The sequence below is a fragment of the Paenarthrobacter sp. CM16 genome, from assembly GCF_013179505.1.
In the GTDB taxonomy this organism is placed as follows: Bacteria; Actinomycetota; Actinomycetes; order Actinomycetales; family Micrococcaceae; genus Arthrobacter.
Window position 1 is genome coordinate 1 of the sequence record NZ_JABMCX010000129.1, and the last position, 13,463, is coordinate 13,463.

A 13,463-nucleotide genomic window follows, 5' to 3' on the forward strand; every position below is an offset into this window, starting at 1 on the left:
ATCTACGTTGTGGTCGCCGTCGAAGTCGCCAGGGGTGATGATTTTGTTGACCGCGTTCCAACCTGTGCCCACCACGGAACGGTTGAGCCAGCCGCCTTTGCCGTTGCCCGGGTAGAGGTAGAGGAGGCCACCGGCGTCGCGTGCCAGGATGTCATTGCTGCCGTCACCGTTGAAGTCGCCCGGGGAAACGATCGAAGTGAAGGCGTTCCAACCGCTGCCTGCCTGGCGTCCGGCAAGAAAACCACCGTTGCCCGTTCCTGCATAAAGATAGAGATTGCCGGCGGAGTCCTTGGCCAGGATGTCGTTGGCGCCGTCGCCGGTGAAGTCGCCGGGGGAGACCACTGTTCCGAAGCTGTTCCAGCCTGGCCCGACCGTCCGGGGAGATTCCCAGGCATTGCCAACGCGCGGATACATCATGAGGGTGCCGTCGGTGCGCCGGGCGAGCAATTCATAGGCGCCGCGTCCGGTGAATCCGTTCGCCCTGTTCGAAGCAGCGATCGGTGCGGTCTCTTCACTGGAAACTTCCAAGGGTTCGCAGCCGTTTTGGCTGGCCACCACATGGGCGGCAATGGTCTTGCCGCGGTCTGACTCATCAAGCGTGTAGCGCAACCATTCCCAGTGGTCGGTGGCCCGAACGCCGTCGCGGGTCCAGTAGATCTGGTAATCGGGGCCGGCGGCAGCGCCGCAACCCCGGTAGGACGCGGGGTCGATTTCAAGCGTGAGCGTTGAGCCTACAAAGGGTGCACCATGAATCACGGGATCCGACGGGTCCATGGTTGCCATTGCGGGTGCCGGCGTGAAGGCGATGGCGGCGACAACCGCCGCTGCTATTCCAGCCACCACCCGGCGCACACCTGACGTAGGGCGCGTTGGTGCATTCATGATGTCCTCCCCAGACTTTATGCGGCCAATTCTACCGCGACGGGGATTTCTCTAGAAGATCGCGGTGAATCCGCCCCAACCATTACCGGCGACCTCGGACCCGCGCCACCCTGCGCGCCCATTGCCGTAATAGATCACCAGCCGGCCCTGCTGGTCTACGCCATAAACGTCATTGAAACCGTCATTGTCGAAGTCCCCGGCGGCACCCGCTGCTTTCAGCGCGTTCCAGCCGACCCCGATCAACCACGACCTTGTCCAGCCGCCCGCACCGTTGCCGCCGTAGAAGTAGAGGTAGCCGCTGCGGTCCCGTGCCAGCACGTCCACATTGCCGTCGCCGTTGAAGTCCCCGGGCGTCAGCAGCGCGTCCATCATTTGCCAGCCCTGCCCGACGGCGGTCCTTGCCAACCAGCCTCCGGCACCATTTCCCGGGTACAGATAGAGGGCACCTCCCGGTTCGCGGGCAAGGACGTCGTTGTGGCCATCGCCGTTGAAGTCTCCGGGGCTCACGATCGTGTCAAAGATGTTCCAGCCCTTGCCGATGGTCTGGGCTGGTTTCCAGCCGCCGGTTCCATCGCCCGCATACAGGTATAGGGTTCCGGCGGCGTCCCTGGCGATCACATCGCCCTTGCCGTCGCCATTGAAGTCACCCGGGGAGAAGGTCAGGTTGAAGATGTTCCAGCCCCAGCCCACCGTCCGGGCAGCCTCCCATGCGGTTCCCTTGCGGCCGTAAAGCTGCAACGCGCCGTCATTGCCGCGTGCCAGCAGCTCGAAGCTCCTGCCGGTAAACCCGGCCGCCCGGTTGGCGGCGCCCACGGGTTTGGTTTCGTCGCTGTGCAGGGACTCGCCGCTGCAGGCGGTCTTGCTGGCGGTCACATGGGCGGCCATCCGCGCCCCGGTGTCGTCGGGCTGCAGCGCGTAAGTGCGCGCGGTCTCGCCGGCTACCAGGAAACCGTCCCGGGTCCAGTAGATGGTGAAATCGGGGCCTTTTCCGCCTCCGCAACCGTAGAAGGTGTAGGGGCCGATGTCCGCGGTGAGCTTGTGGCCGACGAACGCTTTTCCGCTGAGCACGGGATCGGGTCCGCTGCTTTGAGCGGCCGACGCCGGGACGGGACCAAGTGCCATGGCCGCCACAGCGGCGGTCAGCAGCGCCGCTGCCATCCGGCGTCGAAATGTCCCCATGGCGGTATTCCTCCCGTTGCGTGCCCGGTTGTGCTCCAGACCTGCATGCAGTGTATGTGCGCAGAGCAGCAATACACGGGAACGGCGTGCGTGCATTCATGGCCGGCACGCTCTCAGGAAACGGTCATTTAGCTCCCGTATCATTGATGCGATCGGCCAGCCGCGGGTCCTTGACCCAGCCGGCCGCTTCCTTGTCAGCCTGCCAAGAGATCGCCGGAAATGCCCGCCTCAAACTCACTGGAACCATATTCCCTTGACCTGACCACGGGGTTGCCCCGTATGGCTGCCGCGCCTACCACCCCGCGGCAGCAGCTGCGCTATGCCCGCATCTTGAAAACGGCGGAAGGGTTTGCCCAGCGGCAGTTTGATACCTTGAGCCTCTCCGACGTCGCGGCCCGGGCTGACATCCCCCTTGGCACGCTCTACCGCTACTTTCCCTCCACAGCCCACCTGATGCTGGCCGTGTACAGGCAGCAGTTGCGGGAGCTCCGGGACGGCGTCCGTCGGCGCGAAGGCAAAGGGCACGCGCTCGCGGGGTTGATGATGGAGATCTTCCACCTGAGGGTCATGCAGCCGGGGGTGGAGCACTGCCTGATCCGTCCTGCAGGTAAAGACGACGACACCGCGCAGCTTCTGCGGGAAATTGATGCGTTGTCCGAGGAAGTGGTGGGCTCGCTCAGCAAGGACACCGGCAAGGACGCGGTCCGGGCGAGGATCTTGTTGCACCTGGTCAGCGGCCTTGTGCAGGCGGTGCGGTGCCGCAGGCTGTCCCTGTTTGAGGCGGAGAAGGATCTGAAGAAGGCCTGCACCCTGCTGACGGGTGAATGACGAAATGTGCTCTCCGGTCTAGACCACCTCCTCCTCGGAATGCGCTTTTTCGCGTGAGCTGGATCACTTTGACTGCTGGTTGAACGTTTTACTCTCGAATCGTCTCTCTTGGTATTGAATCTTGTACCCCTTCACGCTCCTTAGGCTGGAAACACCGAAGCGGCTAGCAGCCCCCTATCTGCAGAAGCAACGCCGGACCAGCCATCCTTGGTCCGCAACAGCAGTTCTGTTCCTGCCCGAACCATGCCGTGGGTCCACGGCTAGCCTGAGGAGACAAAGACGTGTCCATTGAGACAATTGCTACAGACAACGACGCCCTGGTACTGAGCGAAGAAGAGATCTTCGCAGCCCACGAAGGCGGCAAGCTGACCATTTCCAGCACCGTACCGCTGAACAACAAGCGCGACCTTTCCATCGCCTACACCCCCGGAGTTGCGCAGGTCAGCCGCGCAATCCACGCCAACCCCGAGCTTGCCCGCACCCACACCTGGGCCGAGCGCCTGGTAGTTGTGGTCAGCGACGGCACCGCTGTTCTGGGCCTTGGCAACATCGGCCCAAGCGCCTCCCTTCCGGTGATGGAAGGAAAGTCCGCGCTGTTCAAGTCCTTCGGCGACCTCGACTCCATCCCGTTGGTGCTCAACACCACCAATGTTGATGAGATCATCGAGACCCTGGTCCGCCTGCGCCCCAGCTTTGGCGCCGTGAACCTCGAGGACATCTCAGCTCCCCGCTGCTTCGAACTCGAAGAGCGCCTCATCGAAGCCCTTGACTGCCCGGTCATGCACGATGACCAGCACGGCACCGCCGTCGTTGTTCTTGCCGCCCTGACCAACGCTGCCAAGGTGACCGGGCGCGAACTGGCCGGGCTCAAGGTTGTTGTTTCCGGCGCAGGTGCCGCAGGCATTGCCATTGCCGAAATTCTTCTTGCTGTTGGCGTCAAGGACGTCATCCTGCTCGACTCAAAGGGCGTGGTCAACGCCGATCGTGCCGACCTCGTGGCCGATCCCGGCAGCGTCAAGGCCCGCATGGCCCAGCGCACCAACCCCCGTGGCGTCAGCGGTGGTCCCGGTGAGGGACTGACGGGTGCCGACGTCTTTGTGGGTGTCTCCTCCTCCAAGCTGGACGAAGAACACTTGAAGCTCATGAACGATCAGTCGATCGTGTTCGCCCTCTCCAACCCGGACCCGGAAGTGCTTCCCGAGGTTGCACGGAAGTACGCAGCCGTTGTGGCCACCGGCCGCAGCGACTTCCCCAACCAGATCAACAACGTGTTGGCCTTCCCCGGCATCTTCCGCGGCGCCCTCGACGCCAAGGCCCGCCGCATCACGCCCGCCATGAAGATTGCCGCTGCCAACGCCATCGCTGAGCTGGCAGCCGAAGACCTTTCTGCCGACTACATCGTGCCGAGCCCGCTGGATGCCCGCGTGGCACCGGCTGTCACCGCGGCGGTTGCCGCAGCCGTGGCTGAGTAGCCACGACTGTGTAGCGGCTACTACTGCTGGACCGACGACGGCGACGCCCCCGTGCTGGGGAGCGTCGCCGTCGTTTGTGGTTAAGCCGGTCCGGCTGCGCCGTCTGCCGGCCAAGCGGCCCATAGACTGGGGGCCATGAACGCCGAACTCATTGTGACCATCCTGTGCGGCCTGGCCATTGCGGTCGGTGTCGCCGGAACCATCATTCCCGTGCTGCCCGGAAGTATCCTCATCGGTGCCAGCTTGTTGGCATGGGCCATCTGGGGAGGCGCCGGTCCGCTCGGCTGGGTGATCTTCGCCGTCGGAATGGTCTTTGTGGTGGCCGGCATGGCAGCCAGTGCCGTGCTTACCGGACGGAAACTGAAACAACACGGCATCCCCAACAGGTCGGTTCTGATTGGCGTGGTGCTGGGTGTGGTGGGAATGTTCGTCATTCCGGTGGTGGGGCTCTTCGTGGGGTTCGCCGTCGGGTTGCTCCTGAGCGAAGTCCAGCGGACCCGTGATTTCCGCACAGCCGTTCGTTCCAGCGGCGCCGCGCTCAAAGCCACCGGCATCGGCATCCTGGTGGAATTCGGACTCGCTTGTGCCGCTGCAAGTACGTGGATCATTGGTGTGTGGATCAACGCCGTGAACGGCTAGATTCCCTCTAAAGCACTGCGCCTAAAAGACTGCGCATTCCCCTTAAAACACTGTGCCTTCCCCTTAAAAACTGCGCCGAGTTGGCAACTCACCCCCATGTCGCGGCCAAACATGGGGGTGAAGTGCCAACTCGGCGGGAGTTTGCGGGGCGTTTAGTGGTGTGCAGGCGCTCCAACCGGGGCGTGGACCTGCGCCGGGCGGAAGGCGGCTCCGGCACCGGGGAACAGCGGGATGTCGATCCGTGCGTGCGTGTGGATTTCCTGCACGGTGTCCTTGGTGTGTTGGGCAATGGAAGCCAGCGTGGTGACCCACATGCCGTCCAGATCCTTGACCCTCTCAATCAGCTGTTCCAATGCAACGGCGCGGGACGGTCGTCCGGAAATGAACGGATGGTTGGTCAGGACGAAGCAACTTCCTTGGGAGTGGTGCGCCTGCGCTTCGAGGGTCCACATTTCCAGGGCCTTGGCCGGGCTCTCGATGACCCCGCTGCCGGTGACTCCGGGGTAGAACCCGTACTGCTCCCAATCATCGAGCGCCCAGTCCACGGGAATCTCCACAATGTCCCGGGAGTCGTCCTCGGCCACGGCCATGCGGTAGGGGGCGTCGCCGTCGAGCAGGCTTGAGTCGTAGAGGAATCCGCGGTCCGCCAGCAGCGCCGGGGACTGCCAGTTCAGCTCCCACCACGGTGCCCGGTAACCAACCGGCCGGATTCCGGCGACGTTGGCCAGTGCTTCGAGGCCGCGGTCCAGGTAGCTGGCCTCGGTGGCGGCATCGATGCCCTGCATGGGTTCGTGAAGGTAGCCGTGGTGAGCAATTTCGTGCCCGCCGTCGGCAATCCTGCGGACCACGTCCGGGTAGCTTTCCGCCGTGAAGCCGGGAATGAAGAAGGTTGCCTTGATGTCCTGCCGGTCCAAGATCTTGAGCAGCCGCGGTACTGCGATCTTGGGGCCGTAGGACTGGTGGCTCATAAGGGACATGCGCTTGGTGCTGGCAGGGTCATGGGCGATGGTGCAGGACTCGGCATCGACGTCGAAGGTGAAGGACGCTGCTGCCTGGTATCCCTCAGGCCACGTGATCGGGTGGAGCGAATCAGCGAAAGCGGGGTTGTTCATGCTGTGGTCCTTTCAACAGCCGGGGTGGGGGCGGGCTGCGTGACTGAGACATGGTTTGAGTCCGCCAGGAGGAACTTCTTGTGGGCCCGTGGGCCGAGGATGGCGTAGCTCGCCGCGCTGGTGAGTCCACCGGCCAGCCAGGAGAGGTCCCAACCGCCCAGGGCCACGGCGATGGGGCCCTGCATGGCGGGAACGAGCCCGTACATGAACAGCCAGGTGGAGAAGATGCCCACCAGGAGGGACGTGATTCCAGCCCAGTTGATGACCGGCAAGCGGTGCGTTCCAACACCGTCGAAGAGACGATCCACCTTGGCCGGCCAGCGCTTCTCGAGCCAGAAGTAATGCACCAGCATCACCCCGCCCCAGGCAGCCACCCAGGCCACCAGACCGATCAGCCAGGCATCGAGCACTGCTGCGAAGTCCTCCTGGAAGATGAAGAACACCACGGCGATGAGCGAGAAGACGCCCACGAACAAGTTCAGTTTGCGGCGGCTGATCTTGATATCCAAGGCCTGGGTGGCCACGGAGAACGTGTAGATGTTCAGGATGTTGGTGGCGATGGGGCCGTGCAGGACCATCAGCAGGACGGGGAGTGCGAGGACGCCGAAGTTTTGGACGATCAGTTTGCCGGGGTCGATCTCACCGCTGTTGGTGGCCAGGCTTGCGCCGAGAACGCCGAGCCACACCACGGGGATGAACTGGCCCAGGACCGAAGCGAGGTAGACCTTGCGCTTGGGAACCGAGGTGCTGACGAAGCGGGAGTAGTCGGCGGCGTAGGTGAACCAAGTGATCCCCCAGCCGATGCCGATGGCCGTCATCACGGCGCTCATGGCCGCGATGCGCTCGGACCCTTCCAGGATGTTGCCGGCGGGTCCTGCGTAGCCCCAGTCGATCTTCATCCCGAACCAGGCCACGCAAGACATGACAGCCAAAATGATGATGGTGGGCGGGACGGTCCATTTTTCAAAGGCCGCGATGGCCTTGTAGCCAAACCAAGCGATGGCCACCTGGGCCGCCATGATGGCCGTGGCGACTCCGATCTTCCAGGCGTAGTTCTTGGCGTCGGGATCTACCCAACCAAGGGTGCCGAAGAGCGCCATGACCAGGTCCAGGATGATCCAGGTGTTGACGGCGCACCAGCCGATCACCAGCAGGGCTTGGATGGCGGCCGGGAGGTAGTTGCCTTGACGGCCGAAAGCGGCGCGGGCCAACACCATGCCCGTGGCGCCGGTCTTCTGGCCGAGGAGGACGAAGCAGCCGAACAGCAGCATGCCGATCAGGTTTCCGAGGACAAGGACAATCACGGTGTCCGCGAAGCCGAGGCCGAGGTGGATACCAAGGGCGCCGAGCACCCAGTTGATGGGCGCAAGGTTGGCGCCGGCCCAGATCCAGAACTGTCCGGAAACTTTGCGGGTGCGGTCGGCTTCGGGGATGGGCTGAAGCCAGGCCTCGCTGTCGTGACCCGGCGCCGTTGCCGGATCTGACTGCGTTGAGTTGGAAGGCGCTGGGCCTGACGGCACTGGGCCTGAAGGCGCGGGGGAGAGGTTGTCTTGCATGGGGAGAGCCTCCGTGTGTGAAAGGGACCCTTTCAGCGTATGTGCCCCGGATCACAGCAACAAGATACGATGTGTCTAAGCAAATGCCGCCTCACCATACGGAGTGTCATGTCTATCCCTTTAGGCGCAGCCTTGGAGTACGAAAGCCTGAAATCTGCTGCTCCCCGGGTCCTCAACCTGGTTCCGGATGCCATGAACAGGGCGGTTCGCTGGGTGCATTCCAGCGAGGTCCTGGACATCGCACCGCTCCTCAGCGGTGGCGAATTGTTGTTGAGCGGCGGTCAGGCGCTCGCAGGCGTTACCCCTGAACGGCAGGGGGACTACGTCCGGCAATTGGCAGCCCGGGGGATCGCGGCGCTGGCGCTGGAAACCGGTCCTGCCCTTCCCGAAGTGCCGGAAGCCATGCTGGCAATAGCCGAGGCCGCCGGGTTGCCGGTGATTGAGCTGCGCCACGTGGTCCCTTTCGTCGGAGTCATGCAGGAGATCAACTCGCTCCTGGTCAGCGAATCCGTGGAGCATCTTCAGCGCGGCGACCAAGCAAGCCACGCGATGGCTGCGGAGCTTGCCCACGGCGGCGGGCTCGACCAGCTCCTGGCAGTGCTGTCCGAAAGGACAGGCGCAAGTGCAAGGCTGGTCTCGCCGTCGGGCCTCACCCTCGGTGCCTCCGGCGGCACCTTTCCCGCCGGCAGCGCCTCCGCACCGGACGGCAGTCCGGCAACCAACAACACCTATGCCATGGACGACGGCGGCAGCGTCACCACGGTGGACGTGCCGGTGCGAGGTGTCCTGGCGGCGCGTCTGGAACTTCACATGCCCGACGGCGGCGACGCTGCCTTGGCGCGGGTGGCCGGTGAACGATCCGTAGACATCCTGGGCCTGGCGCTGTTGCAACGGATGCCGCCCGGGCTGAAGGAACTCGCAGGCATCGAACTCATGCGGGCCATCAACTCGGGAAGCCAGCAGTGGCAGCTGCAGCAGCTCGGGCCGGCGTCGGGATTTCCTGTTAAAGGTGCAGTGGCCGCCGTGGTGATCCGCTCCACCGGGGCCGGGCACCTACGTCCGGCCGTGGACGCGCTGCTCCGCCAGTGCGTTCCGCACAGTGCGAGTTATGCCAACAATGCTGAGCTGATGGCGCTCGCTGCCTTGGGCGATGGGGCTGCCACCCGGCGGGGCCTTTTGGATGCCCTGCGCCAGTTGGAAGTTCCGGCCGGATCCTTGGTGGCGGTGGGCCCGTTGGGCAGGGGAATTGCGCAGGCGCCATGGTCCTTGGCTGAGGCGCGTCGGGCACTTGAACTAGCGCCGGCAGGCAACGGTGTGGTGGATGCTGACACCTTGGCAGTGGAGCTCCTTGCGGACGAGTCACTGGACCCGGCCACGCGTGAAGGGTTCGTGGAGCGGCAGCTGGGGGCCGTCGTCGAGCATGACCGCGTGAAGAAGTCTGAACTGATGCTGACGCTGGCCGTTTGGCTGGATACGGGGTGCAACACGGCCCAGGCGGCACGCGAGCTGCATCTGGAGCGGCAGTCGCTGCATCACCGGCTCCAACGGATTTTTGACCTGTGCGGGGGAGATCCCCGGGGGACAGGCCGGCTGGCCGCGCTGCATCTGGCAACCCGGCTGGCTCGTTTGTAGGCCCCCGTTAAACGCCAATTCGATGGTTCCCTGCATACGGTGCCGTTCGCAACAGCGTATACGCAGGGAACCATCGAAATGGTTGCTTTGCAGAGCCCTACTTCAGCACGATCGTCCTGTTCCCATTCAGGATGATCCGCCCCTCGCAGTGCCAGCGAACAGCGTTGCTGAGGGCCTTGCATTCGGTGTCCCGGCCGGCGGCTACGAGATCGTCCGGCCCGAACGTGTGGTCCACTTCCACTACCTGCTGGGCGATGATGGGACCTTCGTCCAATTCGCCGTTGACGTAGTGGGCCGTGGCGCCCACAGTTTTGACGCCACGCGCGTAGGCCTGGTGGTAGGGCTTGGCACCCTTGAAACTGGGCAGGAACGAGTGGTGGATGTTGATGGCCCGGCCGTCCAGCTTGCGGGCAAGATCATCGCTGAGCACCTGCATGTACCGGGCCAGGACAATGAGTTCCACGTCCAGTTCGTCGATGATCTCCAGCAGGCGCCCCTCAGCCGCGGGCTTGGTGGCGGCCGTGACGGGGACGTGGAAGAACGGGATCCCGTGCCATTCCGCCAAACCTTGGTGGTCCGTGTGATTGGACACTACGCCCACCACGTTGATGGGCAGCTCGCCGATCCTTGCACGGAACAGGAGGTCGTTCAGGCAGTGCCCGAACTTGGAGACCATGATCAGCACACGGCGCTTGTAGCCCTGGCGCTCAAGCTCCCAATTCATGCTGTATTTCTCCCCCACGGGGGCAAAGGCGGTCCGCAAGGCATCGACCGTTGAGGTGTCGCCGGACGAGGCGAAGTGCACCCGCATGAAGAAGTGGCCTTCGGCGCGGTCGCCGAACTGCTTGTTGTCGATGATGTCGCAGCCGTGTTCCAGCAGGAAGCCGGACACTGCGTGCAGGATTCCCGGTCCTTCGGGGCAGTCGAGGGTGAGGACGTGTTCCACGGTGGTTTCCGCGGAGGATGGTGCGGCAGTTTCAGTTTGGATGGCAGTCATGGCTAGCACTCCACTACGTTGACGGCGAGGCCTCCACGGGAGGTCTCCTTGTACTTGGATTTCATGTCTGCGCCTGTCTCGCGCATGGTCTTGATGGCTTTGTCCAGCGATACTTTGTGGCTGCCATCGCCATGCAGGGCAAGGCGCGCGGCATTGATGGCCTTGACGCTGGCGATCGCATTGCGTTCGATGCAGGGAATCTGCACCAGCCCGCCCACGGGATCGCACGTGAGGCCAAGGTTGTGTTCAATGCCCACTTCCGCGGCATTCTCCACTTGCTCCGGTGTTCCACCCAGGACTTCGCAGAGCCCGGCAGCGGCCATGGAGCAGGCGGAACCCACCTCGCCTTGGCAGCCTACTTCGGCGCCGGAGATGGACGCGTTGATTTTGAACAGGATTCCGACGGCGGCCGCCGCCAGCAGGAACCGCACGACACCGTCGTCGTTGGCTCCCGGAACAAACTTGGTGTAGTAGTGCAGCACGGCTGGGACAATTCCGGCGGCACCATTGGTGGGCGCGGTGACGATCCTGCCGCCCGCAGCGTTTTCCTCGTTCACGGCCAAGGCGAAAAGGTTCACCCATTCCATGGCCAGGAGGGGGTCCGCCGAACTTGCTCCGTTCAGCTCGGCGTCAGTTTCGGAAAGTTTCTTGAACAACGACGGCGCCCGTCGCCTGACCTTCAGGCCTCCCGGCAGGATTCCCTCGGCAGAGCACCCGTTGTCCACGCATTCCTGCATGACGGCCCAAATGCTGAGCAAGCGTTCGCGGAGCTCATCCTCGGAACGCCACACAAGCTCGTTGGCCAGCATGATGTCCGAGATCGACTTGCCCTCGCGGAGACAGATGGCCAGCAGCTCGTCCGCTGTGGTGAACGGGTAGGGCAGCACGGTGTCATCGGCTACCACTTTGTCGGCTCCCGAGACGTCACCGTCCACCACGAAGCCGCCCCCGATGGAGTAGTAGCTGCGTTCCCGGAGCACGGTGCCCGTGTGGTCCAGGGCGCGGAAGGTCATGCCGTTGGGGTGGGCCGGCAACGACTTGCGGCGGTGCAGGACCACGTCCTCGTCCCAGTTGAAGTCCACCCGGTGGTTGCCGCCCAGCCGGAGTTCGGCGTCGAGGGCCGCGGCGGCCACCTGGTCATCGGCGGTGTGGGTGTTCACGGTTTCGGGTGAGTGGCCTTGCAGCCCCAGAACCACGGCTTTGTCTGAGCCGTGGCCCCGGCCGGTGGCGCCCAGGGAGCCGAAAAGCTCAGCCTGGACGCGCACCGTAGCCGGGAGCTGGCCGGAGGATTCAAGTCCGTCCGTGAACTGCTTTGCCGCGCGCATGGGACCAACCGTGTGTGAAGACGAGGGCCCGATGCCAACAGAAAACAGGTCAAGCACACTCAATGCCATTAGGGGACCTCGGGGGAGGCGTACTCCCGCATTGCGTCAAGGAGCCAGCGTCCCAGGAAGTCGGCAAACGAGGCCCGGGGAAAGATCCGGTAGGACTGGTCCGAAGTCTTCCAGAGCATCACCGGAATGTGCGCGAGCTCAGTGGAGACAGCCGTACCGGCCTTGAAGACGCGGGGGTGCAGGTCCAAGGCGCAGGTCTTCTCCAACACGGCGCGGGCGTGGCTGCCGGAGAGCTCGAACGTGGTGCGGTTGGCGGACAGGTCCACCACCTGGCCTGCGTCGTTGCCCAAGGCATTGGTCAGATCGCCGACCAAGGAGCCGCCCAAGGAATCGTGGGCCTCTTCCGGTGCCACCACCATGAACTCGGTGGGGCCGAGCCACAGGGTGTTCACGGAACCGGTCCCCGTCACGGCGCCGCACGTGGCAGGCAAGCCGCCGGTGACGGACGCAACCCGGGTACCGGCGTCGGACGCTGGGTGAACCCGGACGCCCACCATGGTCTGGTACGCAATTTCGGTGAGCGTCACCGTGCCCGGCACGGAGCCGGAGGTGAAAGCGTCAGCGAGGTGTTCGGCCGGGCTGCGGCGGGCGCCCCGGACGCGGTTGACGTGTGCGGTTTCTGCTGGTGTTGCTGTTTCAGCCATCTTTGCGGGTCCCTTCAGCATCGAAAAGTACGGTTTCGCCAACAACCACGTCCACCAATTGGTCTCCCAACGAGGCCACCAGGGTCTCGCCGATGCGGTTGCGGCCGTTTTGAATGAGGGCCAGGGCGAAGGAACGGCCCAGTGCGGCGCTGTGGTAGCTGGAGGTTACAAATCCCTCCATGGGAACGGGTCCGTTAGCCGGGTTGACCGGGATGCCCTTTTCCACCAGCTGGGTGCCTTCAGGCAACCGCAGCGAGTGGTCCACGGGAAGGACGCTCACCAGGTGCTTCCGGTCCTCGCGGCTTGCATCCTGCCGAAGGTAGGAGCGCTTGCCGATGAAGTCCTTGGCCTTGGAGACAATCCAATCCATGCCGGCGTCCTGCGGGGTGACCGTGCCATCGGTGTCCTGCCCCACGATCGGGTAGCCCTTCTCGGCGCGGAGGACGTGCATGGTTTCGGTGCCGTACGGGGTGATGTTGAACTCGGCACCTGCGGCAGCAACTGCTTCCCAGGTGTTGAGGCCGTACCAGGACGGGATGTTGATTTCGTAGGCCAGTTCACCGGAGAAGGAGATCCGGCAAACGCGTGCCTGCACTCCGGACGCCAGGGTGGTCTCGCGGAACGTCATGAACGGGAAGTTTTCCGCATCCAGGCCACCGTTTTCGGCGAGCTGGGGAGCAACCTTCGCGATCACTGCGCGGGACTTCGGGCCAACTACCGCAATGGTGCTCCACTGTTCCGTGACGGAGGTGCAGACCACATCGAGCTCGGGCCACTCCGTCTGGTGCCACTCTTCCAACCAGTCCAGCACCTTGGCTGCGCCGCCGGTGGTGGTGGTCATGAAGTAGCGGTCATCGTCCAAGCGGAGGGTCACGCCGTCGTCGAAGATCATGCCGTCCAAGGTGCACATGACACCGTAACGGGCGGACCCCGGGGCGAGCTTCTTGAAGGCGTTGGTGTACACGCGGTTCAGGAATTCACCGGCGTCCTTGCCGCGGATCTCGATCTTGCCCAGGGTGGTGGCGTCCATGAAGCCCACGGAGTCACGGACCGCTGCGCATTCGCGCAGAACGGCGGTGTCCATGTCCTCCCCGGCCTGCGGGTAGTACCAGGGGCGCTTCCACTGCC

At 64.0% G+C, this 13,463-nt stretch carries 12 protein-coding genes; 4 read left to right on the forward strand and 8 right to left on the reverse strand.

The window, feature by feature from the left end:
* Together HP499_RS12740 and HP499_RS12745 are read right to left on the reverse strand one after the other, a co-directional pair.
* Nucleotides 1-882 (reverse strand): VCBS repeat-containing protein (locus HP499_RS12740; protein WP_172324423.1); only part of this gene is annotated, 882 nt, incomplete at its 3' end.
* Nucleotides 883-933: 51 nt separating this feature from the next.
* Nucleotides 934-2,061: a VCBS repeat-containing protein gene (locus HP499_RS12745; RefSeq protein ID WP_172324424.1), complete on the reverse strand. Its 1,128-nt coding sequence runs from the start codon at nucleotides 2,059-2,061 to the stop codon at nucleotides 934-936.
* 219 nt (nucleotides 2,062-2,280) lie between these two features.
* Between HP499_RS12745 and HP499_RS12750 the strand changes: the two genes are divergently transcribed.
* From HP499_RS12750 to HP499_RS12760, 3 genes are all read left to right on the forward strand, one after another.
* Nucleotides 2,281-2,889, forward strand: coding sequence for a TetR/AcrR family transcriptional regulator (locus tag HP499_RS12750; protein WP_172324425.1), 609 nt, complete (start codon nucleotides 2,281-2,283; stop codon nucleotides 2,887-2,889).
* 281 nt (nucleotides 2,890-3,170) lie between these two features.
* On the forward strand, nucleotides 3,171-4,361 hold the full coding sequence (locus HP499_RS12755; protein ID WP_172324426.1) for an NADP-dependent malic enzyme: 1,191 nt from the start codon (nucleotides 3,171-3,173) through the stop codon (nucleotides 4,359-4,361).
* Between the two features lie 135 nt (nucleotides 4,362-4,496).
* The gene (locus tag HP499_RS12760; RefSeq protein ID WP_014923055.1) at nucleotides 4,497-5,000 is read left to right on the forward strand and encodes a DUF456 domain-containing protein; all 504 of its coding nucleotides are present in this window, start codon (nucleotides 4,497-4,499) and stop codon (nucleotides 4,998-5,000) included.
* A 152-nt stretch (nucleotides 5,001-5,152) separates the two neighbouring features.
* Here the strand turns inward: HP499_RS12760 and HP499_RS12765 are convergent, their stop codons facing one another.
* Nucleotides 5,153-6,112 (reverse strand): polysaccharide deacetylase, encoded by a 960-nt coding sequence (locus HP499_RS12765; RefSeq protein ID WP_172324427.1) that lies wholly within the window; start codon nucleotides 6,110-6,112, stop codon nucleotides 5,153-5,155.
* Nucleotides 6,109-7,668 carry a cytosine permease gene (locus tag HP499_RS12770; protein ID WP_172324428.1) on the reverse strand — a complete coding sequence of 520 codons (1,560 nt, stop codon included), beginning with the start codon at nucleotides 7,666-7,668 and terminating at the stop codon, nucleotides 6,109-6,111. The genes HP499_RS12765 and HP499_RS12770 overlap by 4 nt, the downstream gene beginning before the upstream one ends.
* Before the next feature lie 108 nt (nucleotides 7,669-7,776).
* On the opposite strand from HP499_RS12770, the gene HP499_RS12775 reads away from it, so the two are divergent.
* Nucleotides 7,777-9,300 (forward strand): PucR family transcriptional regulator, encoded by a 1,524-nt coding sequence (locus tag HP499_RS12775; protein WP_172324429.1) that lies wholly within the window; start codon nucleotides 7,777-7,779, stop codon nucleotides 9,298-9,300.
* A gap of 97 nt (nucleotides 9,301-9,397) precedes the next feature.
* On the opposite strand, the gene purU is transcribed toward HP499_RS12775, so the two are convergent.
* The 4 genes from purU to HP499_RS12795 all read right to left on the reverse strand — a co-directional run.
* On the reverse strand, nucleotides 9,398-10,297 hold the full coding sequence (purU, locus tag HP499_RS12780; protein WP_172324430.1) for a formyltetrahydrofolate deformylase: 900 nt from the start codon (nucleotides 10,295-10,297) through the stop codon (nucleotides 9,398-9,400).
* A gap of 2 nt (nucleotides 10,298-10,299) precedes the next feature.
* A complete protein-coding gene (locus tag HP499_RS12785) occupies nucleotides 10,300-11,691 on the reverse strand; it encodes an L-serine ammonia-lyase (RefSeq protein ID WP_172324431.1) in 1,392 nt (463 codons plus the stop codon).
* Entirely contained in the window at nucleotides 11,691-12,335 is a 645-nt protein-coding gene (locus tag HP499_RS12790; RefSeq protein ID WP_172324432.1) for a sarcosine oxidase subunit gamma, read from the reverse strand. The genes HP499_RS12785 and HP499_RS12790 overlap by 1 nt, the downstream gene beginning before the upstream one ends.
* A partial coding sequence (locus HP499_RS12795; RefSeq protein ID WP_305849742.1) for a glycine cleavage T C-terminal barrel domain-containing protein occupies nucleotides 12,328-13,463 on the reverse strand: 1,136 nt, incomplete at its 5' end. The genes HP499_RS12795 and HP499_RS12790, both read right to left, overlap by 8 nt.